Raw genomic sequence first — 22,719 nt, forward strand, 5'->3', positions numbered from 1 at the left:
GGCACCACCGGTCCCAAAGCCCCGTCCGCCACTCGCCAGCGACGCCCCCGGTCGGCGAACAGGAGCAGTCGGACGGCGGACCGGACGCGGACGAGCGGACCGTCGAGTTCCTGGAAGCGCGAGCCCGTCCGAGCACCCGGCCCGGCGGGCGTCCGGCCCGGGCCTCCGTGTTCCGTGCAGCCGTGGGGCTCGTCGAGAGCAGGCTCCGGGCCCCAGGTGCCGTGGTTCCCCGCCAATCGGTCGGACGCGCGCCCCGTACGGGTGAGGCGCGGGCTCCGTCGTGCTTCTCGTCCGCCCGTCGTGACCGAGGATCGCAGGCGGTCGGTGGGCTGAGGTTCCCAGGTCCGTACCGTCCGCCACGACTCGGAAGGGCCACCCGTGCGCATCCTGCTCATTGCCAGCAGCTTCAACAGTCTCACCCAGCGCGTCCTGGTCGAGCTGAGCGATCGGGGGCACGCCGTTTCCGTGGAGGTCACTCTCGACGGGGCCGCCGTGCGTGAGGCCGTGGTGCGCCGTGCGCCCGACCTGGTCGTCGCACCCATGCTGAAGGCCGTCGTGCCCCGCGACGTGTGGACGGCGCACCGCTGCCTCATCGTGCACCCGGGGCCGGTGGGCGACCGGGGGCCGTCCTCCCTGGACCATGCGATCCGCGACGGGGTCGACGAGTGGGGCGTCACCGTCCTCCAGGCCGACGAGGAGATGGACGCGGGGGACGTCTGGGCATCCGTCGCCTTCCGCGTCCCGGAGGTCGGCAAGAGCGATCTGTACCGCAACGAGCTGGCCGATGCCGCCGTCGCCGCCGTGCTCCTCGCCGTCGAGCGGGTCGTCGCCGGCGCGGCGCCGCGTCCCCAGAACGGCGAGATCCGCGTCCGTCCCGCCCTCCGTCAGGAGGCGCGTCGGATCTCATGGGCCGAGGACACCACCGAGACGGTCCTGCGCACCCTGCGGGCCGCCGACTCGCAGCCCGGTGTGCGCGACCGGCTGCTCGGCGCCGAGTGGTTCCTGCACGGCGGCCACGCGGAGGACGGTTTGCGTGGGCAGCCCGGCCGACTGCTCGCCACCCGTGCGGGCGCGGTCTGCCGCGCCACCGTGGACGGTGCGGTGTGGATCCCCGAACTCCGCGCCCGCACGGGCCCCGGCCGGCCGCGTGCCTGCAAGCTCCCCGCCACACTGGCCCTCGCGGGCCGGCTGCCGGAGCTCCCCGAACTCCCGGCATCCCTGGACCCCGGACGCCGGACGGAGCCCGGCAACCGCACCTGGTCCGACATCCGGTACCACGAGCAGGGACCGGTCGGCGTCCTGTCCTTCGCCTTTCCCGGGGGTGCGATGGGCACCGACCAGTGCCGCCGCCTGCGGGGCGCGTACGAGGCCGCCCTCACGCGCCCCACCTCCGTCCTGGTGCTCGGCGGACAGCGCGACTTCTTCTCCAACGGCATCCACTTGCACGTCATCGAGGCGGCGGCCGACCCGGCAGCGGAGTCCTGGGCCAACATCAACGCCCTCAACGACCTGGTCGAGGCGGTCCTCACCACGACCGACCGCCTCGTCATCAGCGCGATCGGCGGCAATGCCGCCGCGGGCGGGGTGATGCTCGCGCTGACCGCCGACGAGGTCTGGTGCCGATCGGGTGCGGTGCTCAATCCGCACTACCGGCGCATGGGCCTGTACGGATCGGAGTACTGGACCCGCACCCTGCCCGGGAAGGTGGGCGAGGCACCGGCCGCGCGGCTCGTCGACGAGGCCCGACCGGTGTCCGCGACGGCCTCGCTCGCCATGGGGCTGGTCGACCGGGTCATCGACTGCGGCCCGGGGGAGTTCGCCGACGAAATCACCCGATTGGCCCTCCGTCTGGCGTCCCGCGACCGCCTCCAGCCGCGCATCGCGGCGAAGAAGGCGGAGCACGAGCGACTGGAATCCGTCGCTCCCCTTGCGGCCCACCGCGAGCAGGAGCTCTCCCGGATGCGGCGGACCTTCGACGACCCCACCGCGAGCTATCACGTGCTGCGCCGCTCCTTCGTCCGGAAGGAGGCCCCCCGGCGGCCGTGCCCGGACGGCCCAGGTGCGGGCGCGGACGGATCGGTCGACTGTTAAGCAAGACCTAGGCCCTGAACGAGGCCTTCGCCCCACCCCTCCTCAGGAGGCGACTCATGAACGCAGCAAAGCCGGCCCCGGTCGAGGACCGGGCTGCCGCACCCGGCAGCGAAGAGAAGCCGATCCACATCCTCTGGATCAACGCGGGTCTGAGCTGCGACGGCGACTCGGTGGCCCTGACCGCCGCCATGCAGCCCAGCATCGAGGAGATCGCCCTCGCGGGGCTGCCGGGGTTGCCCAGGATCGCGGTCCACTGGCCACTGATCGACTTCGAGTGCGGCCCGGTGGGCGGAGCCGACACGTTCATCGAGTGGTTCTTCAAGGGCGAGCGGGGCGAGATCGACCCGTTCGTACTGGTCGTGGAGGGGTCGATCCCCAACGAGGCCATCAAGCAAGAGGGCTACTGGAGCGGCTTCGGCGACGACCCGGAGACCGGCCAGCCCATCACCACGAGCGAATGGATCGACCGGCTGGCCCCCAAGGCGCTCGCGGTGGTCGCGATCGGCACCTGCGCCACGTACGGCGGCATCCACGCCATGGCGGGCAACCCGACCGGTGCGATGGGGCTCCCTGACTACCTGGGCTGGGACTGGAAGTCGCACGCCGGCATCCCCATCGTGTGCGTGCCCGGCTGCCCGATCCAGCCGGACAACTTCGCGGAGACGCTGACCTACCTGCTCTATCAGGCGGTCGGCTCCGCACCCATGATTCCGCTGGACGACAAGCTCCGTCCGACCTGGCTGTTCGGGGCGACGGTGCACGAGGGCTGCGACCGGGCCGGCTACTACGAGCAGGGCCAGTTCGCCTCGACGTACGACTCGCCCAAGTGCCTGGTCAAGCTGGGGTGCTGGGGGCCGGTCGTCAAGTGCAACGTCCCCAAGCGCGGCTGGATCAACGGTGTCGGCGGCTGTCCGAACGTCGGCGGCATCTGCATCGCGTGCACCATGCCCGGTTTCCCGGACAAGTTCATGCCGTTCATGGACGAACCCCCCGGAGGCAAGGTCTCCAGCACCGCCAGCGGCGTGTACGGCTCCGTCATCCGCCGCCTGCGGTCCATCACGGCCAGGACCGTGGACAAGGAGCCGAAGTGGCGGCACACCGGTGAGCGCATCACCACCGGCTACCGGCCGCCCTGGTGACGGCGACGTCATCGCACCACCCCCCCATCCACCCCACTGTTCGCGAAGTCGAAGAGCTGACGAAGGGCACTGCAACGACCATGGCATCTCCGGCGAAGACGACGGGTGACGGCTCCGGACTGGTGGAGATGGCCTGGGACCCCATCACCCGGATCGTGGGCAGCCTCGGCATCCACACCAAGATCGACTTCAAGCAGAAGCGCGTCGCGGAGTGTTACAGCACGTCCTCCGTCTTCCGCGGCTACAGCGTCTTCATGCGGGGCAAGGACCCCCGCGACGCGCACTTCATCACCAGCCGCATCTGCGGCATCTGCGGTGACAACCACGCCACCTGCTCCGTGTACGCGCAGAACATGGCGTACGGTGTGAAACCCCCGCACCTCGGCGAATGGGTCATCAACCTCGGTGAGTCCGCGGAGTACATGTTCGACCACAACATCTTCCAGGAGAACCTGGTCGGGGTCGACTACTGCGAGAAGATGGTCCGCGAGACCAACCCCGGGGTCCTGGAGCTCGCCGAGCGCACCGAGGCGCCGCACGCCGCCGAGCACGGCTACCGCACGATCGCCGACATCATGCGCTCCCTCAACCCGCTCGAGGGCGAGTTCTACCGTGAGGCGCTCCAGGTCAGCCGCTACACCCGGGAGATGTTCTGCCTGATGGAGGGACGACACGTCCACCCCTCCACGCTCTACCCCGGCGGTGTCGGCACGGTCGCCTCCGTGCAGCTGTTCACCGACTACATGAGCCGCCTCATGCGCTACGTGGAGTTCATGAAGCGGGTCGTTCCGCTCCACGACGACCTCTTCGACTTCTTCTACGAAGCCCTGCCCGGCTACGAGGAGGTCGGCCGCCGCCGCGTCCTGCTCGGCTGTTGGGGCGCGCTCAACGATCCCGAGCACTGCGACTTCACCTACGCCAACATGACCGACTGGGGCCGGCGGATGTTCGTCACCCCCGGTGTGGTCGTCGACGGCAAACTGGTCACCAATGACCTCACCGAGATCAACCTCGGCATCCGCATCCTGCTCGGCAGCTCGTACTACGAGGACTGGCAGGGACAGGAGCAGTTCGTCACCCACGATCCGCTGGGCAACCCGGTCGACCCGCGCCACCCCTGGAACCAGCACACCATTCCGTCCCCGCAGAAGCGGAACTTCGACGACAAGTACAGCTGGGTCATGTCCCCGCGCTGGTTCGACGGCAAGGACCACCTGGCGCTCGACACCGGCGGCGGCCCCCTCGCACGCCTGTGGTCCACCGCACTCTCCGGCCTCGTCGACATCGGCTACGTCAAGGCCACCGGACACAGCGTCGTCATCAACCTCCCCCGCACGATGACCAAGCCGGAGACCACCTTCGAGTGGAAGATCCCGCAGTGGAGCAACGCCCTGGAGCGCAACCGCGCCCGCACCTACTTCCAGGCGTACGCCGCCGCCGTGGCCCTGCACTGCGCCGAGAAGGGCCTGGAGGAGGTGCGCGCCGGACGCACGCAGACCTGGGAGAAGTTCGACGTGCCGGACGAGTCCATCGGAGTCGGCTTCACCGAGGCCGTACGGGGCGTCCTCTCACACCACATGGTGATCAGGGACGGCAAGATCGCCAACTACCACCCCTACCCGCCGACGCCGTGGAACGCCTCCACGCGGGACACGTTCGGGACCCCCGGCCCGTACGAGGACGCCGTGCAGAACACCCCGATCTTCGAGGAGAACCCGCCCGAGACCTTCAAGGGCATCGACATCATGCGCGCCGTGCGCAGCTTCGACCCCTGCCTGCCGTGCGGCGTCCACATGTACACGGGCAACGGCAAGACCGTGAAGCAGATGCACATGCCCACCGGCCTGAGCGGCCTGGCCGGATGAGCACGACCACCGCCGAACAGGCGGGCCGGCGCGTCGAAGAGGTCCTGGACCGGCTGGCGGAGAACGGCGACGCCCAAGCCTGCGCTGCGGCGGAGGAAGTGGTGCGCGTCCTCATGGAGTTCTACGGCAGCGGCATCGCCCGCGTCCTCGACCTCCTCGGCCGCCCCGTCACCCGTCCGCCCGCCGATCCGCTCGGTCCGCTGCTCGCGGACGACCTCGTGGCGAGCCTCCTCAACCTGCACGGACTGCATCCGGAGGACGTGCCCACCCGCATCGACCGCGCCCTCTCCGCCCTGCCGCAGGCGGTGGAGAACGTCGGATTCGATCCGTCGACGGGCATGCTGCGGCTGCGCGTCACCGCCTCGACCGGCTGCGGCTGCTCCGGCACCCGGGAGTCCCTCCGACAGGCTGCCGTCGACGCCCTCGCCTGCTTCGCCCCCGAGGTCACCGAGGTAGAGCTCGAAAGCGGTGCCCCGCGCGAACCGGTGCTGCTCCAGATCGAAACCCGTCCGTCGCCCGCGCCCGCGGACGACCGCTCATCGGCCGCCCTGTGATCGGGCCGCCGAACGGCTCCGTGCGGCCCCCGGGACCCACCGGACTGCGCCGGTTCACCACCCCCCGCCCGCCCCGCGAAGAGCGCTGCGAACTCTGCGGCGCCCCACTGGCGGCCGAGCAGCGCCATCCGCACCTCGTCGACACGGACCGACGGGCCCTGGTCTGTGCCTGCGGCCCCTGCGCACAGCTCATGGACCGCTCTGCCGCCTCCCCCGGAAGGTTCCGTGCGGTCCCCGGCCGCTTCCTGAGCGACCCCGACCACCGGATCGACGACCGGGCGTGGGAGTCCCTGCGCATCCCGGTCTCGGTGGCGTTCTTCTTCCACAACTCGACCCTCGACCGACCGGTGGTGCTCTACCCGAGCCCCGCCGGAGCCACCGAGAGCGAACCGGACGAAGAGGCCTGGCGGTCCTTCCTCGACGCCACCCGGCTCGCCGCCCTCCTCGACCCCGACGTGGAAGCCCTGCTGCTGCGCCGTCACCAAGGCCGTACCGAGTGCTTCCTCGTCCCGATCGACCTCTGCTACGAACTCGTGGGCCGCATGCGACTGCACTGGCAGGGCTTCGACGGAGGGGCCAAGGCACGAGCAGCCCTCGACGCCCTCTTCGCCCATGTCCGCGGCCTGGCCAGGGAGCCACAGGGGAGCAGGCCGTGACCGAATTCTCCTTCCACTGCACCGACGTCCGTGCCGACGCCCATGCGGCCGGGCCCACGCTGGTGTTCCGGCTCCGGATCACCGCCGGCGGCGGCACCCGGGTCCACGCCATGGCCCTGCGCTGCCAGATCCGCATCGAACCCGCCCGGCGCGGCTACGACGACCAGGAGGCCGAGGCCCTGGGCGACCTCTTCGGAGAACGCTCCCGGTGGGGCAGCAGCCTCAACCCGGTCCAGTTCGCCCAGGCCTCCGTCATGGTGCCCGGCTTCACCGACGAGATCGAGACCGACCTCGTCGTGCCGTGCACCTATGACACCGACATCGCCGCCTCCCGCTACTTCCGGGCGCTCTCCGACGGGGACGTCCCGCTCCTGCTGCTGTTCTCCGGAACCGCCTTCACCGGTGCGGGCGGCTTCCACGTCGAGCCGGTTCCCTGGGACAAGGAGGTCTCCCACCGCATGCCCGTGAAGGTGTGGAGGGAGATGATCGACCAGCACTTCCCGGGCTGCGGATGGGTTCGGCTCTCCGGCAGCGCGATGGACGCCCTGCTCGCCTACCGATCGCGTCGGGCCCTCCCGTCCTGGGAGGCCACCGTCGAGTCCCTGCTCGAAGCGGCAGGGGAGAGGACACGATGACCACAGCCGCCTTCACCGCCGACACCGAGGCCCGGTTCGCCGTCGCCCGGCACGTCGCCGACGCGGTCCTCTTCGAGGGGTACGTCCTCTACCCGTACCGCGCGTCCGCCGCGAAGAACCGGCTCCGCTGGCAGTTCGGGGTCCTGGTGCCCCCGTCCTGGAGCGCCGCCACCGAAGAACACGACTTCCAGCTCACCGAGTGCCTGATGGAGCCCAGGACCGGCGCCGAACTCGCCGTGGAGCTCCGCTTCCTGCGTGCCCAGCGGCGCACCGTCGAGGAGCTCAGCCCGGACGGGACCTTCACGCCGACCGGCGAGCTCCACCTGGCCGACCGGGTCCTGGTGGACTGGGACGAGGGCGTCGAGGAGCGCGTCACCCTCGCCGTCGCCGTCGGCGACCTGAGGGGTGACGGCACCGTCCTGCCCTTCGCCCGACCCGCCGCCGAGGAGGTGGAGGAGGTCACCGGCCCCGACGGACGCCTCCTCGGCCGGCTCGTGCGCCGCCGCGAGCACGTCAGCGGCACCCTGCGGATCTCGGCGGCCGAACTCGACGGCCCGTACCGCGTCGAGCGCCTCTCGGTCACCGTGGAGAACACCAGCACCTGGACCGCCGGACAGGGCGCCGACCGCCACGCGGCGCTCCCGCACTCCCTCGTCGCCACGCACGTCCTGCTCCGCCTCGACGCGGGGTCGTTCCTGTCGATGACCGACCCGCCGGAATGGGCCGGGGGCGCCGTCGCAGCCTGCCGCAACCTGCGCACCTGGCCCGTCCTGGCCGGCGAACCCGACCACGACGACCTGATGCTCTCCTCGCCGATCATCCTTGAGGACCACCCGGCCATTGCGCCCGAGAGCCCCGGCGCCCTCTACGACGCGACCGAGATCGACGAGATCCTGGCCCTGCGCACGGCGGCCCTCACCGACGAGGAGAAGCGCGAAGCGAGGGGAACCGACGCCCGCGCAGCGGCGGTGATCGAGCTCGCGGACACCATGCCCCCCGAAGTCCTCGAACGCCTGCACGGCGCGGTGCGCAGCCTGCGGACCGTCACCGGGCCTCCGAAGCCGGCCGGCAACGTCCTCGAACCGGAGACTCCCTGGTGGGACCCGGGCGGGGACACCGGCGTCGACCCGGGCAGCGACCATGTCCTCGTCGACGGACGTGCGGTCCGTGCCGGCAGCAGGGTCCTCCTGCGCCCCCGGCTGCGCCGCACCGACGCCCAGGACCTGTTCCTCGACGGGCGCAGCGCGTTGGTCGAAGCGGTGCTCCACGACGTCGACGGTGGGATCCACATCGCGGTGACCGTGGAGGACGACCCGGGCGCCGACGTCCGCCGGGAACAGGGCCGGTTCCTCTACTTCCAGCCGGACGAGGTCGAAGCCCGGGAGGACGCGTGAGCACCCCCGCGTCCGGCGCCCCGAGGCCCCGCACCCTCGTGGCCGGGGTGGGCAACGTCTTCCTCGGCGACGACGGCTTCGGCGTGGAGACCCTGCGAAGGCTCACCCGGGAGGAACTCCCCGCCTCCGTCGAACTGGCCGACGTCGGCGTCCGGGGCGTCCACCTCGCCTATGAACTCCTCGACGGCTGGGACGCCCTCGTCCTCGTCGACGTCACCGCGCGCGGCGGGGAACCAGGCACGCTCTACCTGATCGACGCCTCGGCGCCCGGTGACCGCGGCACCGAGCCCGTGCCCCTGGACGGCCACCGGATGACGCCCGACGCCGTCCTCGCCCTGCTCGACACCCTGTGCGCGGGAACCGGCGCAGCACCTCCACGACGGATCCTCGTCGTCGGCTGCGAACCGGCCTGCCTCGACGAAGGCATCGGACTCAGCCCGCAGGTCGCCGCTGCCGTGCCCGAAGCGGTGCGGATGGTGACCGAACTGGTCCGCCAGGAAGCCGTCGTATGAACACCGAAACGGAGAGCACCATGCACAGGAGCGTCATCGGCGCCGCCGTCGCCCTGGCCGTCGTGGCCGTCGTCGTGAGGGTCCTTCCCGACCTCCGGCGCTATCTGCGCATCAGCAGGATGTGACGCCCGTCGGTGCAGCGGTCCACGGGACGACGCTCCCCGGCCCGGCGCGCCAGCAGCTGCACCGAACGGACGACACCGCCGTGCGGCGCCGGCGCGCCGGGCGGGATCCCGCCGCCACCCGTCCTCTAATGGCGCCCGAGACCCACTCCCGCGCCCAGGACGGAGACCGATGCACGAGATGTCCCTCGCGGTCGCCGTCGTCGACCAGGTCGAGACCGCGGCGAGGGCACGCGGGGCCGTGGGCGTCAGCAGCATCGAGCTGGACGTGGGCGAGCTGGCGGGCGTCGTCGCCGACGCCCTCTCCTTCTGCTTCGAACTCGCCTGCGCCGGAACCGTCGTCGAGGGCGCCGAGCTGATCACCCGTACCGTCCCGGGCACCGCGCGCTGCCAACCGTGTGCCGGGGTCTGGGCGGTCGGCATGCCACCGCGGCTGCTCTGCCCCGGCTGCGGCGCCGCAGCCGACGAACTCGTCTCCGGCCGCGAACTCCAGATCCGGGAGGTCCGTTGGACCGACCCCGGGGCGGCGCGCGAAGAACATCGCCGATCCACCACCGAGGAGAGCTGAGCATGTGCCGAGCAGTCGATCTCCAACGTGCCGTCCTCGCCAAGAACGAGGCCGCGGCACAGATCCTGCGCACCGAACTGACCGCCCGCGGCACCACCGTGGTCAACCTGCTCTCCAGCCCCGGAAGCGGCAAGACCGCCCTGCTGGAGCGGGAACTGCGGCTCGCCGGAGACCGGGGGGTCGGCGCCGCCGCGCTCACCGCCGACCTGGCCACCGAGAACGACGCCCGCCGCCTGGCCCGTTCGGGCGCCCCCGTCAAGCAGGTGCTCACCGACGGCCTCTGCCACCTGGAAGCCGACATGGTCGCCCGGCACCTGCACGACTGGCTGCCCGAGTCCACCCGCCTGCTGTTCGTCGAGAACGTCGGCAACCTCGTCTGCCCCGCCGGCTACGACCTGGGCGAGTCGCTCCGCGTGGTGCTCGCCTCGGTCACCGAGGGGGAGGACAAGCCGCTCAAGTACCCCACCGCGTTCGGCCTCGCCCAGCTGGTGATCGTCACCAAGACCGACATGGCCGAGGCGGCGGAGTTCGACGAAACGGCCTTCCGCGCCCACGTGGAACAGGTCAACCCCGGCGTCGAAGTCCTCCTCAGCTCGGTGCGCGACGGCCGGGGGGCCGGAGCGCTCCTCGACCGGGCCCTCGCGGCTGCCGGGGGGAACGGCGTCCACACCCCGGTGATGGCCCGGGCCGGCGCGTGACCACGGCGCACCCCGGAACCGCACCCGCCACGGCCCCGCGGCGCAGCCGCGTGCTCGTCCGCGGCGTCGTCCAGGGCGTGGGCTTCCGCCCCTTCGTCCACGCCCTCGCCACCGGGCTGCGCCTGTCCGGCCACGTCACCAACACGCCGGACGGCGTCGTCGCGGAGGTCGAGGGCGCCCCCGAGGACGTCGCCGCCTTCTGCGCCCGCCTCGCCCCCGATGCCCCGCCCCTGGCCCGCGTGGAGTCCGTCGAGACGGCCGAGGTGACGGCCAGCGGCGGCAGCGGATTCACGATCGTGCCCTCCCACCGGGGCGGCGCCGTCCGCACCCTCGTCCCGCCGGACACCGCCACCTGCGACGACTGCCTCGCGGAGCTCGCGGACCCGACCGACCGGCGGCATCTGCACCCCTTCATCACCTGCACCCACTGCGGCCCGCGGTTCACGATCGTCACGAGCCTCCCGTACGACCGGGTCCACACCACCATGGCCGGCTTCCCGATGTGCACGCACTGCGCACGCGAGTACGCGGACCCCGCCGACCGGCGCTTCCACGCACAGCCCGTCGCCTGCTCCCGCTGCGGCCCCCGGCTGCGCCTGGTCACCGCACCGGAGGGCCCGGCCCCCGCGGGTACCGCACCGAACGCCGACCGCCACTCCGACGACGACCCGATCGCCGCCGCACGCCGGATGCTCGCGGCCGGCGCGATCCTCGCGGTCAAGGGCCTGGGGGGCTACCACCTCGCCTGCGACGCGACCAACCCCGAGGCGGTGGCCGAGCTGCGCCGCCGCAAAGCACGTGGTGACAAGCCGTTCGCGATGATGGCCGCGGACCCGGCGGACATCGAACCCCTCGCGCACCTCGGCACGCTCGAACGCGAACTCCTCACCGGCGGCGTCCGGCCCGTCGTCCTGCTGCGCCGCCGCGACGACGCCCGGCCCCGCCCGAGGGCCGCCCCGGCACGGGAGGTCGCCCCCGGCAGTCCCGATCTCGGTTTCATGCTCCCCTACACCCCCGTGCACCACCTCCTCCTCGGCCTCGGCGCAACGGACCCGGAAGGGCCCCGACTGTTGGTGATGACCAGCGGCAACCTCTCCGGCCAACCCATCGTCACGGACGACGCGGAGGCACTGACCGGGCTCGGCGGCCTGGCGGACGCCTGGCTGCTGCACGACCGGCCGATCCACGTGCCCTGTGACGACTCCGTCGTCCGCGTCTGCGACGGGGAGCAACTGACGCTGCGCCGCTCCAGGGGCTACGCACCGCTGCCGGTGGCGCTGCCCGTCGAGGTCGTCCCCGCGCTGGCCGTCGGAGGGGACCTGAAGAACGCCTTCTGCCTCGGTGCCGGACGCCAGGCATGGCTCTCCGCCCACATCGGAGACATGGACGACCTCGCCACCCAGCTCGCCCTCGGTTCCGCCGTGCAGCACCTCGAGTCCGTCACGGGCGTACGGCCCGGCCTGCTCGCCGCGGACCGCCACCCCGCCTACCGGTCCGCCCGCTGGGCCAGGGACCGTTCCGCCGGTCGGCCCGTCGTCCCCGTGCAGCACCATCACGCGCACGTTGCGGCGGTGATGGCCGAGAACGGCCTCGACGGCACGGGGCCGGTGATCGGCGTTGCCTTCGACGGCACCGGCTACGGTCCCGACGGCGCGGTGTGGGGCGGCGAGTTCCTGCTCGCGGACTACGGGGGATTCCGGCGGCTCGCCCACCTCGCCTATGTGCCCCTGCCGGGTGGTGACGCGGCCGTCCGGCGGCCCTACCGCATGGCCCTGGCCCATCTGTGGGCCGCGGGCCTCGACGCCGACCCCGCACTGCCGTGTGTGACGACTTGCGCTCCGGAAGAACTTTCCGTACTGAAAAGGCAGTTGGCGCGCGAGTTGAACTGCGTGCCCACGTCCAGCATGGGACGCCTCTTCGACGCCGTCTCCTCCCTCGCGGGGATCTGCCACCGCGCGGGATACGAGGCGCAGGCCGCGATCGAGTTGGAGGCCGAGGCCCTGCGCGCCCCCGCCGTCACCGAGGACGGACGCTACGCCTTCCGGTTCGGCCCGGAGCGAACCGGTCTGCCGCTCACCGCGGACCCCGCACCCCTGCTGGCGGCGGTCACCGCCGACGTGCTCGACGGGACCCCGGCGGCCGTGGTCGCGGCACGGTTCCACCACGCCGTGGCCCGGCTGGTCCGCACGGTCTGCGCCGCCGCCCGCGAGGAGACCGGTGTGGAGACCGTCGCGCTGACCGGGGGAGCGTTCGCCAACACGGTGCTCTCGACGGCCTGCGCCGAAGGACTGCGGAAGGACGGATTCACCGTGCTGCGCCATCGCCTGGTCCCGCCGAACGACGGCGGCCTGGCGCTCGGCCAGCTCGTCGTGGCCGCCCGGGTCACCGACGGCGCGGCCCCCGGCACGCCATGACGAGAGCGACAGTGAGGAGACACCCATGTGTCTGGCGGTACCCGGAAGAGTGCTGGACGTCGAGGACCGGGACGGCACCCGGATGGCCACGGTCGACTTCGGCGGGGTGGTCAAGGAGGTGTGTCTGGAGTACCTGCCGGACCTGAAACCCGGTGAGTACGCCATCGTCCACGTCGGGTTCGCCCTGCAGCGCCTGGACGAGGAGTCGGCCAGGAAGACGCTGGAGCTGTTCGAGACCCTCGGCATGCTCCAGGAGGAGTTCGGCGACCCGTGGGAGGCTGCGGCCGAAGCGACGGGGAACGAGCGGCCGGCGCACGAGGGCGCGGCCGGAGAGGTGCGGCCGTGAAGTACATCGACGAGTTCCAGGACCCCGAGCTGGCCCGGCGGCTGCTCGACGAGATCCGGGCGACGGTGACCCGCCCCTGGGCGTTGATGGAGGTCTGTGGAGGCCAGACCCACACCATCATCCGACACGGGATCGATCAACTGCTGCCATCACAGGTCGAGTTGATTCACGGACCGGGCTGTCCCGTGTGCGTGACGCCGCTCGAAGTGATCGACAAGGCACTGGAGATCGCCTCCCGTCCCGGTGTGATCTTCTGTTCGTTCGGAGACATGCTCAGGGTTCCCGGTACGGGCCGTGACCTGTTCCAGGTCCGCGGGCAGGGCGGTGACGTCAGGGTCGTCTACTCGCCGCTCGACGCGCTGCGGATCGCCGAGCAGAACCCGGACCGCCAAGTGGTCTTCTTCGGCATCGGTTTCGAGACCACTGCGCCGCCCAACGCGATGACGGTCCACCAAGCGCGCAAGCTCGGCATCCGCAACTTCAGCCTGCTCGTCTCCCACGTCCGGGTCCCCCCGGCGATCGAGGCGATCATGCGTTCCCCCGACTGCCGCGTCCAGGGCTTCCTGGCCGCGGGGCACGTGTGCAGCGTGATGGGCACGGCGGAGTACCCCGAACTGGCCGCACGACACCGGGTTCCGATCGTCGTCACCGGGTTCGAGCCCTTGGACATCCTCGAAGGCGTACGCCGGACCGTGCTCCAACTGGAGCGCGGGGAACACACCGTCGACAACGCCTATCCGCGTGCGGTCCTGCCCGAGGGCAATCCCGCCGCCCTGGCGATGCTGGACGACGTCTTCGAGGTCACCGACCGTGCGTGGCGCGGGATCGGCGTCATCCCGGACAGCGGTTGGCGGCTCTCGGAGCGGTACCGGGACTACGACGCCGAGCACCGGTTCTGCGTCGAGGGCATCGACACCCGGGAACCGTCCGAGTGCCGCAGCGGCGAGGTCCTCCAAGGACTGTTGAAGCCGCACGAATGCGAGGCCTTCGGCACGACGTGCACGCCCCGTTCCCCCTTGGGCGCCACGATGGTCTCCAGCGAGGGCGCGTGCGCCGCGTACTACCTCTACCGACGGCTCGACCTCGGCACCCGGCCGTCGCAGTCCCCGACGGCCGACTCCCCGGCTCTGGAGGACGGTTCCCTTGTCTGAACTCATGCGCGACACCCCCGGGGCGCAGACGCCCGACATGCTCGCCTGGACGTGCCCCGCCCCCCTGCGCGACCAGCCGCGCGTGGTGATGGGGCACGGCGGGGGCGGCGCCCTCTCCGCCGAACTGGTCGAGCACGTCTTCGCGCCGGCCTTCGGCGGTCCTGCGCTCTCGACCACCACCGACGCGGCGACGGTCGAACTCGGCGGCGCCCGAGTGGCCTTCTCCACCGACTCCTTCGTCGTGCGCCCCCTGTTCTTCCCCGGAGGCAGCATCGGCGACCTGGCCGTCAACGGCACGGTGAACGACCTGGCCATGAGCGGAGCCCGCGCCGCCTACCTCTCCTGCGGCTTCATCCTGGAGGAGGGCGTGGAGACCGATGTGGTGACCCGGGTGGCGAACGCGCTCGGCGAGGCGGCCCGCGCGGCGGGAGTCCAGGTGGTCACCGGCGACACCAAGGTGGTGGAGGCCGGCCACGGCGACGGCGTGTACATCAACACCTCCGGCATCGGTCTGATCCCGCCCGGCGTCGACCTGCGGCCCCAGCGCGTCGTACCGGGAGACGTGGTGATCGTCAGCGGTTCCGTCGGAGTTCACGGCGTGGCGATCATGAGCGTGCGCGAGGGCCTGGAGTTCGGGGTCGAGATCGAGAGCGACTGCGCCCCGCTCGGCGGCCTGGTCGAGGCGATGCTCGCGGTCACTCCGGACCTGCACGTGCTGCGCGACCCCACGCGCGGGGGGCTTGCGGCCTCGCTCAACGAGATCGCGGCGGCATCGGGCACCGGCATCGTCGTCCAGGAGCGTGCGGTGCCCGTGCCCGCCCCCGTGGCCAATGCCTGCGCGGTCCTCGGCCTCGACCCGATGTACGTGGCGAACGAGGGGAAGCTGGTGGCCTTCGTCCCGCGCCCACAGGCCGACGCCGTGCTCGCCGCGATGCGCGCGCACCCGCTGGGCGCGGGGGCGACCGTGATCGGCGAGGTCGTCGAGGAGCATCCGGGCATGGTGGTCGCGCGTACCGGCCTGGGAGGCACGCGCGTGGTGGACATGCCGCTCGGGGAGCAGCTGCCGCGCATCTGTTGAGTCTCAGCCACGCGGGCCGCGACGGCGGTCACGGGCGGTGTCGAGGGTCCAGGTGTGGGTGCAGTTCGGGCACTGCAGATGGACCTGGGGCCCCTTGTTGGCTATCAGGTAGCGCCAGTGCTCCGGACAGTTGCGGCGCTCCGTGCAGGGCCCACAGCCGCGTGCGTCGTCGCAGCCCGGGCAGGCGACCCAGGCGCGGCGGGCCCGGTCGGCGTGGGGGTCAATGGGAAGCCGCACGGCCCGGCTCCCGTCCCGGCAGCACGCCTGCCGCCACCAGTGCGGAATGGATCCGCAACTGTTCCTCGTCCAGACCCGAGTAGAGCAGGTCGTGTGCGGCCTGCTCTACCCGCAGGACGGCCGCCGGGTCCCAGTCGGGTCCCAGTGCCGCCACGACCTCGGCCCGTCGGCGGGCCTCTTCCAGGGTGAGGTCGATGGTGAAGGGGACGAGGTCGGGGTCGGCGTCCTGGTTCATGGGAGTGCTTTCGATGGAAATCGGTGGGGGATCGGTCACGTGTACCAGAGCGGGCGCCGGGTACGAAAGGGCGGAATTCACTTTCTGGGACATGGGCGGGGACACCTGCGAGGGGACGGGAACGGGCCGGCACCTCCATGACGCGGGGCCGGAAAAGGGAACGGGCCGTGGAAGGCGGCTCGTGACGGGCCGCCGGGCTCCACGCTGTTGTGGTGCAGCTCACCGTTGGGGAATCCGACGTCGAACCGGTCGACGGGGGAGCCCCGCCCCCAAGCCCCACCGGGACCGTGGTGGCCGTGGTCACGGTGGAGCGGGCGGCGCCCCTCCCGGCCCGTGACGACGTCCGGACCGCTTCCGCTCCCCCGGTGGGGACCGGCAGGTGCCCCCGCCGGCCTGAGGGCCGATGCACGCGATCGTGCGGCGCCCCCGGGCCTTCCGGAGCGGAAGGGACGATCGGCGGCGATCGGGTGGCCCCGTCCTGCCGTCGCGCCCGTCTCCTGGAACGGACCGTGTGGAAGGCGGCCCTACGGGGCGATCCGGCCGGTGACCTCGCCGAAGCCCACGGTGGTGCCGTTCGGGCCGGGGGCGGTGGCGGTGATGGTGACCTCGTCGCCGTCCTCCAGGAAGGTGCGGGTGGTGCCGTCGGGGAGCTTGAGGGGCTCCTCGCCGTTCCAGGTGAGTTCGATGAGCGCGCCGCGGGTGTCCGGCTCGGGGCCGCTGACGGTGCCGGAGGCGAAGAAGTCGCCGGTGCGCAGGGAGGCGCCGTTGACGGTCATGTGGGCGAGCTGCTGGGCGGCGGTCCAGTACATGGCGCCGAACGGCGGTCGAGAGATCAGGTGGCCGTTGAGCCGGACCTCCATGGCGAGGTCGAGGCCCCAGGGCTCGCGCTGGCGGTCGTCGAGGTACGGGAGGGGCTCGACGTCGCGGGCCGGCGGGGTGATGCGTGCGCCTTCCAGGGCCTCCAGCGGAACGATCCACGGGGAGAGCGAGGTGGTGAAGGACTTGCTGAGGAACGGCCCGAGGGGGATGTACTCCCAGGGCTGGATGTCCCGGGCGGACCAGTCGTTGACCAGGCAGACGCCGAAGACGTGCTCGTGGAAGCGGTCCTGGGGGACGGGGGTGCCGAGCCGGGACGGGGTGCCGACGACGAAACCGACCTCGGCCTCGATGTCCAGACGGCGGGTGGGACCGAAGGACGGGGAGGCGTCGGCAGGGGTCTTGCGCTGGCCGTGCGGGCGCATGACGGGGGTGCCGGAGACGACGATGGTGCCGGAGCGGCCGTGGTAGCCGATCGGCACGTGCTTCCAGTTGGGGGTGAGGGGTTCGCTGCCGGGGCGCAGGATCCGGCCGAGGTTCGCCGCGTGGTGCTCGGAGGCGTAGAAGTCGACGTAGTCGGCGACCTCGAACGGCAGGTGCAGTTCGACGTCGGCGAGCGGGAGCAGCAGCGGCGTGAGCGCGTCCCGGTGGGTCTCCTCGGTGAGCCAGCGGGTGAGCGCTGCCCGTACTTCGGTCCATATCGGACGGCCGGCACCCATCAAGGGGTTGAGGGTCTCGGCGTCGAGCAGGTCGGAGGATTCCCCCACGGTGCGGGCGGCGGCCCCGGCATCGAGGACGAAGTCGCCGATCCGGACGCCGATCCGGCGCCGGCCGGGCCGGTCGGCTGCGGTGAAGACGCCGTAGGGCAGGTTGTGCGCACCGAACGGCGAGTCATTGGCGCTGGTGAGCCAGCTGCGGGGGGTGGCCAACGGTCCTCCTGGGCGGACGGCTCGGACGACGGCAGCGGGCCGGGGTGGGCAGGTCCTCCAGCGGCTCGGCGGTGCTGCAGATGCCGAAGGTGGTGAACGAGTTGTGGATCACCCTAACGAGGGAATCCGGCGGCCCCGGCCGCAGCCCACCGGCAAGGGACTCGCCCCCTCGATCCTGTCCGTCTCGCTCCCCGTGGCGCAGGAATCGTGACTGCAGGAGGAGTTGGGGGCCGTGGTGGGAGGGGTGCGGGAGATCGGCGGGAGGAGGGCGCTGCGGGGCGGGTGGCGGTCGAACCCCGTAGCGGTCCGCACCGCTGGACGGGGGGGTGCTCGGGGAATCCCCGTCCTCGGTAGCGTGTTCACGGGACGCGTGGAGGGCCCAGGTGTCCGGCTGGTCCGTGCGACGGTTTCCGGCGGAGAGTGATGAGGCTGCAATGAGCGAACCGACGAAGCCCCGGGTCGAGGTTCCGGAGGGCGAGGCCCCCACCGAGCTGACCATTCGGGACCTGGTCGTCGGAGACGGGGTCGAGGCGAAGCCGGGCATGGTGCTCAGGGTCCACTACGTCGGGGTGGCCTTCGGGTCCGGGAAGGAGTTCGACGCTTCCTGGGACCGTGGTGAGCCGTTCAAGTTCGCCCTGGGCGGTGGCAGGGTCATCAAGGGCTGGGACCGGGGGGTGAGGGGAATGAGGGTCGGAGGTCGGCGCGAGATCGTCGTTCCGCCGCGTCTTGGGTACGGCAAGCAGTCCCCTTCGCCGTTGATCCCGGCGGGCTCGACCCTGGTCTTCGTGGTGGACCTGCTGGACGCGTACTCCGGCACGGTGGGGTGGAGCAACAGGTCCTGATGCCGACCGTCTCCTTGCCCTTGCGGGAGGAGACGACCGTCCGCGGCCCCGAGAACGGCCCGGGGCCGCGGTCCGAGCGCTTCGCCGCGGCACGGCGACGAGCCGGCAAGGAACAGCGCATCGATCCGGGCCGCGGTGGGTGGCAGGCCTGCCGGCGGAGCGGCCGTGTGACTACCCGTCGAGGGCTTCGACCGGTTGGCGCAGGATGGTCCTCAGCTTCTCGGGCACGGTCCTGCGGGGGTCGCTGAGGTAGATCTCGTGATGCAGCCCCGACGGGCGCAGCCCGTGGGCGGCGAGGTAGGAGTGGTGGAGTTCGTGCAGCACGGGTGCCTTCGTGGAGGGCGAGGCGTCGGAGCCGGGAGACCGCGGGGACCTTCTTCTTGGCCAGCACGGTCCGCTTGGCCTCCTCGATCGTCTCCCCGGTGATCCAGGGAGGCATGCTGATGAGCACGGTCCAGCTCCAGGTGTCCTTGGCCCCGCTGGTGAAGGCTTCGGGCCGGTCCGCCCACCACAACCCTTCGAGCGGGGCGACGACGAAATCGCCGCCCTCCGCGCGCTTGCCGGCGGATTTGAGGGTGTAGGCCACCGGGTGGAGGGCCTCGACCGCATGGGCGTAGGCGGGTGCCGCATTGGGGTTCCCCGTGCCGTCGACGGCGATGAACTGTTGCTCGGGAACGTCCACGATGGCCCACGCCGTGTTCTTGGGCGCGTAGAGCTCTTTCCGCTCCCGCTTGACGTCGTACGGCGCCACGGGTGCCTCACTTCCTGGGGGCCACGCCTCCTCCGGCGGTGTTCCTCCACGGCCATAGGGGGCGGTACGGCGGGGAGGACGGGGTGTCGGTTACCGGCGGTGGGGGAGGCAGGTTCCGGCCCCGTGCGGAAGGCGATCGGGGCCACCGGCTCGGGCGCTATCCGGCCGCCCCGTGGCGAAGCCCGTCGAGGAGCAGGTCGAGGAGGTGGCCGGACCTGTCCCGCTGGGCCGGAGAACTGGTGATCAGGGCGACACCGGCGAGGCTGAGACCCACGTCGAAGGGGTCGACGTCCGAGCGCAGGAGGCCGGCTTCGGCTCCCGCCCGGAGCAGCGAGTCGATCGCCGCGCCGAGCCGGTCGAGGGTCTCGGCGAAGGGATCCGCGCCGGACGCGACGGCGGCCCGCAGGGCGTCCGCCATGCCCTGCTTGGCGGCCAGGTAGTCGATGAACCGGTCCATCCACAGGCGCAGGGCCCGATCCGGCGGGAGGTCGGCCAGCAGTTCGGCGGCGCTGTCGCAGACGCGGGCCAGTTCGTTGCGGTAGGCGGCTTCGACCAGCGCCCCGCGGGTGGGGAAGTGGCGGTAGAGCGTGGCCGAGCCGACGCCGGCGGCCTTGGCGATCGTGTCGATCGGAACGTCCGCGCCCTTCTCGGTGAAAGCGCGTACGGCTGCTTCGAGGATGCGCTCCCGGTTGCGGCGGGCATCGGCGCGCAAGACGCTCGGCTGGGTGGTCAAGGCTGCTCCCTTCGTCGGGTCCAGTCTATCTAGACAAACGGGGAGTCCCCCGGTTAGCCTCCCGATTAAGTGGGGAGTTCCCCGGTTATTGGCCGGCGCTCCGTTCGACAGGTAAGGAGACCCCTTGATGACCAGCGGGAAGACCGTTCTGATCACCGGTACCTCTTCCGGAATCGGACTGGCCGCTGCCGTGGCCGCCGCCAGGGCCGGCTGGACCGTCGTCGCCACCATGCGCGACACCCAAAAGGCCGCGGCCCTGCTCGAAGCGGCGGCCGAGCACGCCGTCACCGACCGGATCCGGGTCAAGCGCCTGGACGTCGTCGACGGCGGGGCCATCGCCACCTGCCTGGACGAGGTGATCGCCGAGCACGGTCGCCTCGATGCACTGGTCAACAACGCCGGTGCCGCACAGGTCGGCACCATCGAGCAGATGGGCCTCGATGACGTGCGCGCCACCATGGAGGTCAACTTCTTCGGCGTGGTCGCCACCACCCGCGCCGCACTGCCGCACCTTCGGGCGTCCCGGGGACGGGTGGTCACCGTCACCAGTGTGGGCGGCGCGGTCGGCCAGCCCTTCAACGAGGCCTACTGCGCGGCGAAGTTCGCGGTCGAGGGCTTCATGCAGTCGCTCGATCCCGTTGCCGCCACCGTCGGTGTCGACGTCGTCGTGGTCGAGCCGGGAGCGGTCGCCAGCGAGTTCGTCGCCAACATCGGCCTGGACGTTCCGGCCCTGCTCGCCGCGGCCGGACCGTACGCCCCGGCCCTCCAGGCGTACGTCGCCCGCACCCAGAAGTCCTTCGGCAACGCCCAGACCCCGTTCGAGGCCGCGGCACCGATCGTCGAGGCGCTGACCGGGGACCGCCCCCCGTTCCGCGTGCAGACCTCCGAGTGGGCCCGGGACTTCGTCGGCACCACGCTGACCGACCTCGACGGTTCCGCGGTCCGCGAGCTCACTCGCTCCTGGCTCCGCTGAACGGCGCTGCGGGGGCCGGGGAGACCGGTCGTCTCCCCCACACCACCGTCCCGCCGTCGGTGGCGATCCGCCCCGTCCCACGCCATCGCCGTGCGACCGGTGGGTCCGTTCGTACGGCGGTCAAGGTCCCGGGAACCCCTCCGCCCCGCCCAGCCCCGGCGCGCTCCAGACCGGGAACCACCGCTCCATGTCCGGTTCCATCGCCAAGTCACCGGCGAGCAGCCCCCTGACCTGGAGTTCGAGGACGTTGTCGCGGCTCTCGGCGCGATCGGTGCGCGGGGCGAAGGGATAGAAGGTGCCGCGCTTGTAGAGGTACACGAGCGCGAGGTCGCGCGCCCGGTGCCCATCGGCTCCCGGGCCGTCCGCGCGGTCCCCCTCCGCCTCCGGGCCCCGCACCCCGGACACCGGGGCGCGGAACGCGGTCAAGGAACAGAGCAGATTGGGGCCGAAACCGGCTTCCTCGAGGAGCGTGTTCACCGCGTGCAGATCGTTGACCAGCGTGATCAGGTCCTCGGCGGGACGTCGTACGGTGAGCCAGGTGTAGCCGTACGTGTCCGAGGAGTACGTCACCGGGTACGCTCCCGGCTCGCCGCTCCGGTCCTCGTCGCCCGTGTCCCCATCGGATCCGGCCACCACCTCGACGTCGAGGAGATCCCGCACCTCTCCCCTCAGCCGTACGAAGGCCCCGCCCTCCACCGCGGCGAAGCACACCGACCCGGCGCCCGTCGGAACGAAGCCCGTGCCCGCCCGAAGGGTGAGCGCCGCAGCCGGTAGGCCGAAGAGGCGGTCCAGATCGGGCCGTACCTGCCGACTGCGCCCGAGGATGCTGTCGAGCAGGCCCACCGCCGTCACGCCCCGCCGAGCTGCGCCGAGATCCGCGTGAGCTGTTCGAGCCGCTGCTCCAGGGTCGGGTGGGTGGAGAGCAGTCGACTCAGGCTCTCCTTGGAGGAGAAGGCGGGCGCGAACCAGAAGGCGTTGTACGGCTCCGCCTTGCGCAGGTCCTTCGTCGGGATCCGGGCCATCTCGCCGCTGACCTTGGTGAGCGCCGAAGCGAGCGCCGACGGGCGGCCCGTGAGGAGCGCGGCGGCACGGTCGGCGGCCAGCTCACGGTAGCGGGACAGCACTCGGGTCAGCAGGAAACTGACGACGTAGACGGCCGCGCTGATCACGGGGACGAGGATCATGGCGAGGCCCAGGGTGCTGTCCCGGCTGCGGCCGAGACCGCTGTAGAGCACGACCCGCGTCATCATGCCCGCGAGGACGCCGAGGAAGGACGCGATGGTCATGACCGCGACGTCCCGGTGCGCCACGTGCGACATCTCGTGCGCCAGCACCCCCTCCAGTTCCTCCGGCTCCAGGCGTCGCAGCAGGCCGGTCGTGACACAGATCAGCGAGGTCTTCTCGCCGCGGCCGGTGGCGAACGCGTTCGGCACGTCGCTCTCGGCGATCGCCACCTTCGGCTTCGGCATGTCGGCCAGGGCACAGATCCGGTCCACGGTGCCGTGCAGCTCGGGCGCCTGCCCGCGGGTCACCTCACGTGCTCCCATGCCCAGCGCTGCGATCCGGTCGCTGAACCAGAACTGCCCGACGAACAGCACGCCCGTGATGAGTAGGACGATCGGCCAGGACCCGCGCAGCAGTACCAACAGGACGCCGACGAAGACCACGTACAACAGGCCGATCAGGAACATCGTCGTCGCCATGCGCGTCGCGAGCCCCCGGTCGGGGGCGTAGCGCGAGCGGGACGAGGACCGCGCTCTGGGCATCCGGGCACCCTCTTCCACGAGCGGGCGGGACCGGCCGAACCCCGGACGGGGCAAACCTTCCGCCCCCTCCTGCCAGTGTGCTCCCCCGCGCACCGGAACGGGGCCGTTCCCTCCCCAGCCCCGGCGCCGGCCTCGCCCGGGACCGGCGTGACCGCCACGACTCGCCCGTACGGAGTGCCACGGGATCCCCGCCCGCGCAGCCGACCGGGCCGTT

Annotated in this window: 24 protein-coding genes; 17 read left to right on the forward strand and 7 right to left on the reverse strand. The window is 71.7% G+C overall.

All coding sequences use genetic code 11. The annotated features are described in order from the left end of the window. Window positions 1-378: 378 nt before the first annotated feature. From ACFW2Y_RS02650 to hypE, 15 genes are all read left to right on the forward strand, one after another. Window positions 379-2,091, forward strand: coding sequence for a hydrogenase maturation protein (locus ACFW2Y_RS02650; RefSeq protein ID WP_384872443.1), 1,713 nt, complete (start codon window positions 379-381; stop codon window positions 2,089-2,091). A gap of 56 nt (window positions 2,092-2,147) precedes the next feature. Beyond that, a complete protein-coding gene (locus tag ACFW2Y_RS02655) occupies window positions 2,148-3,230 on the forward strand; it encodes a hydrogenase expression protein HypE (RefSeq protein ID WP_384872446.1) in 1,083 nt (360 codons plus the stop codon). A gap of 80 nt (window positions 3,231-3,310) precedes the next feature. Next, window positions 3,311-5,095 carry a nickel-dependent hydrogenase large subunit gene (locus ACFW2Y_RS02660; RefSeq protein WP_384872448.1) on the forward strand — a complete coding sequence of 595 codons (1,785 nt, stop codon included), beginning with the start codon at window positions 3,311-3,313 and terminating at the stop codon, window positions 5,093-5,095. Further along, window positions 5,092-5,649, forward strand: coding sequence for a hypothetical protein (locus ACFW2Y_RS02665; protein WP_384872451.1), 558 nt, complete (start codon window positions 5,092-5,094; stop codon window positions 5,647-5,649). The genes ACFW2Y_RS02660 and ACFW2Y_RS02665 overlap by 4 nt, the downstream gene beginning before the upstream one ends. Then, window positions 5,646-6,305, forward strand: a complete 660-nt coding sequence (locus tag ACFW2Y_RS02670; protein WP_384872454.1) for a DUF5947 family protein — start codon at window positions 5,646-5,648, stop codon at window positions 6,303-6,305. Before ACFW2Y_RS02665 ends, ACFW2Y_RS02670 begins: the two co-directional genes overlap by 4 nt. After that, entirely contained in the window at window positions 6,302-6,940 is a 639-nt protein-coding gene (locus ACFW2Y_RS02675; protein ID WP_384872457.1) for a DUF6084 family protein, read from the forward strand. The genes ACFW2Y_RS02670 and ACFW2Y_RS02675 overlap by 4 nt, the downstream gene beginning before the upstream one ends. After that, the gene (locus ACFW2Y_RS02680; protein WP_384872460.1) at window positions 6,937-8,334 is read left to right on the forward strand and encodes a hypothetical protein; all 1,398 of its coding nucleotides are present in this window, start codon (window positions 6,937-6,939) and stop codon (window positions 8,332-8,334) included. Before ACFW2Y_RS02675 ends, ACFW2Y_RS02680 begins: the two co-directional genes overlap by 4 nt. Further along, window positions 8,331-8,846, forward strand: coding sequence for a hydrogenase maturation protease (locus ACFW2Y_RS02685; protein WP_384872463.1), 516 nt, complete (start codon window positions 8,331-8,333; stop codon window positions 8,844-8,846). The genes ACFW2Y_RS02680 and ACFW2Y_RS02685 overlap by 4 nt, the downstream gene beginning before the upstream one ends. Beyond that, a complete protein-coding gene (locus ACFW2Y_RS02690; RefSeq protein ID WP_384872466.1) occupies window positions 8,843-8,971 on the forward strand; it encodes a DUF6893 family small protein in 129 nt (42 codons plus the stop codon). The genes ACFW2Y_RS02685 and ACFW2Y_RS02690 overlap by 4 nt, the downstream gene beginning before the upstream one ends. 169 nt (window positions 8,972-9,140) lie before the next feature. Beyond that, complete coding sequence (locus ACFW2Y_RS02695) at window positions 9,141-9,536, forward strand: hydrogenase maturation nickel metallochaperone HypA (RefSeq protein ID WP_384872469.1); 396 nt, start codon at window positions 9,141-9,143, stop codon at window positions 9,534-9,536. A 2-nt stretch (window positions 9,537-9,538) separates the two neighbouring features. After that, window positions 9,539-10,234 carry a hydrogenase nickel incorporation protein HypB gene (hypB, locus tag ACFW2Y_RS02700; protein ID WP_384872472.1) on the forward strand — a complete coding sequence of 232 codons (696 nt, stop codon included), beginning with the start codon at window positions 9,539-9,541 and terminating at the stop codon, window positions 10,232-10,234. After that, the gene (gene hypF / locus ACFW2Y_RS02705) at window positions 10,231-12,648 is read left to right on the forward strand and encodes a carbamoyltransferase HypF (RefSeq protein WP_384872475.1); all 2,418 of its coding nucleotides are present in this window, start codon (window positions 10,231-10,233) and stop codon (window positions 12,646-12,648) included. The genes hypB and hypF overlap by 4 nt, the downstream gene beginning before the upstream one ends. Window positions 12,649-12,673: 25 nt before the next feature. Next, on the forward strand, window positions 12,674-12,994 hold the full coding sequence (locus ACFW2Y_RS02710) for a HypC/HybG/HupF family hydrogenase formation chaperone (RefSeq protein WP_384872479.1): 321 nt from the start codon (window positions 12,674-12,676) through the stop codon (window positions 12,992-12,994). Continuing rightward, window positions 12,991-14,145, forward strand: coding sequence for a hydrogenase formation protein HypD (hypD, locus tag ACFW2Y_RS02715; protein WP_384872482.1), 1,155 nt, complete (start codon window positions 12,991-12,993; stop codon window positions 14,143-14,145). The genes ACFW2Y_RS02710 and hypD overlap by 4 nt, the downstream gene beginning before the upstream one ends. Window positions 14,146-14,149: 4 nt before the next feature. After that, entirely contained in the window at window positions 14,150-15,223 is a 1,074-nt protein-coding gene (gene hypE, locus ACFW2Y_RS02720; protein ID WP_384872621.1) for a hydrogenase expression/formation protein HypE, read from the forward strand. A 3-nt stretch (window positions 15,224-15,226) separates the two neighbouring features. Here the strand turns inward: hypE and ACFW2Y_RS02725 are convergent, their stop codons facing one another. The 3 genes from ACFW2Y_RS02725 to fahA form a co-directional block, all read right to left on the reverse strand. Further along, on the reverse strand, window positions 15,227-15,460 hold the full coding sequence (locus ACFW2Y_RS02725; RefSeq protein WP_384872485.1) for a hypothetical protein: 234 nt from the start codon (window positions 15,458-15,460) through the stop codon (window positions 15,227-15,229). Beyond that, complete coding sequence (locus ACFW2Y_RS02730; RefSeq protein WP_384872488.1) at window positions 15,444-15,695, reverse strand: DUF6400 family protein; 252 nt, start codon at window positions 15,693-15,695, stop codon at window positions 15,444-15,446. The genes ACFW2Y_RS02725 and ACFW2Y_RS02730 overlap by 17 nt, the downstream gene beginning before the upstream one ends. 524 nt (window positions 15,696-16,219) lie before the next feature. Then, on the reverse strand, window positions 16,220-17,440 hold the full coding sequence (gene fahA, locus ACFW2Y_RS02735) for a fumarylacetoacetase (RefSeq protein ID WP_384872491.1): 1,221 nt from the start codon (window positions 17,438-17,440) through the stop codon (window positions 16,220-16,222). 434 nt (window positions 17,441-17,874) lie between these two features. Between fahA and ACFW2Y_RS02740 the strand changes: the two genes are divergently transcribed. Next, a complete protein-coding gene (locus tag ACFW2Y_RS02740) occupies window positions 17,875-18,282 on the forward strand; it encodes an FKBP-type peptidyl-prolyl cis-trans isomerase (RefSeq protein ID WP_384872494.1) in 408 nt (135 codons plus the stop codon). A gap of 171 nt (window positions 18,283-18,453) precedes the next feature. On the opposite strand, the gene ACFW2Y_RS02745 is transcribed toward ACFW2Y_RS02740, so the two are convergent. Then, window positions 18,454-18,606, reverse strand: a complete 153-nt coding sequence (locus ACFW2Y_RS02745; protein WP_384872497.1) for a hypothetical protein — start codon at window positions 18,604-18,606, stop codon at window positions 18,454-18,456. Between the two features lie 584 nt (window positions 18,607-19,190). Further along, complete coding sequence (locus tag ACFW2Y_RS02750; RefSeq protein ID WP_384872500.1) at window positions 19,191-19,766, reverse strand: TetR/AcrR family transcriptional regulator; 576 nt, start codon at window positions 19,764-19,766, stop codon at window positions 19,191-19,193. A 127-nt stretch (window positions 19,767-19,893) separates the two neighbouring features. Between ACFW2Y_RS02750 and ACFW2Y_RS02755 the strand changes: the two genes are divergently transcribed. Continuing rightward, entirely contained in the window at window positions 19,894-20,739 is an 846-nt protein-coding gene (locus ACFW2Y_RS02755; protein WP_384872503.1) for an SDR family NAD(P)-dependent oxidoreductase, read from the forward strand. A 120-nt stretch (window positions 20,740-20,859) separates the two neighbouring features. On the opposite strand, the gene ACFW2Y_RS02760 is transcribed toward ACFW2Y_RS02755, so the two are convergent. Further along, window positions 20,860-21,582 (reverse strand): hypothetical protein, encoded by a 723-nt coding sequence (locus tag ACFW2Y_RS02760; protein ID WP_384872624.1) that lies wholly within the window; start codon window positions 21,580-21,582, stop codon window positions 20,860-20,862. 5 nt (window positions 21,583-21,587) lie between these two features. After that, on the reverse strand, window positions 21,588-22,505 hold the full coding sequence (gene htpX, locus ACFW2Y_RS02765) for a zinc metalloprotease HtpX (RefSeq protein ID WP_384872506.1): 918 nt from the start codon (window positions 22,503-22,505) through the stop codon (window positions 21,588-21,590). Window positions 22,506-22,719 lie beyond the last annotated feature (214 nt).

It is taken from the genome of Streptomyces sp. NPDC058877, from assembly GCF_042742855.1.
Classification (GTDB): Bacteria; Actinomycetota; Actinomycetes; order Streptomycetales; family Streptomycetaceae; genus Streptomyces.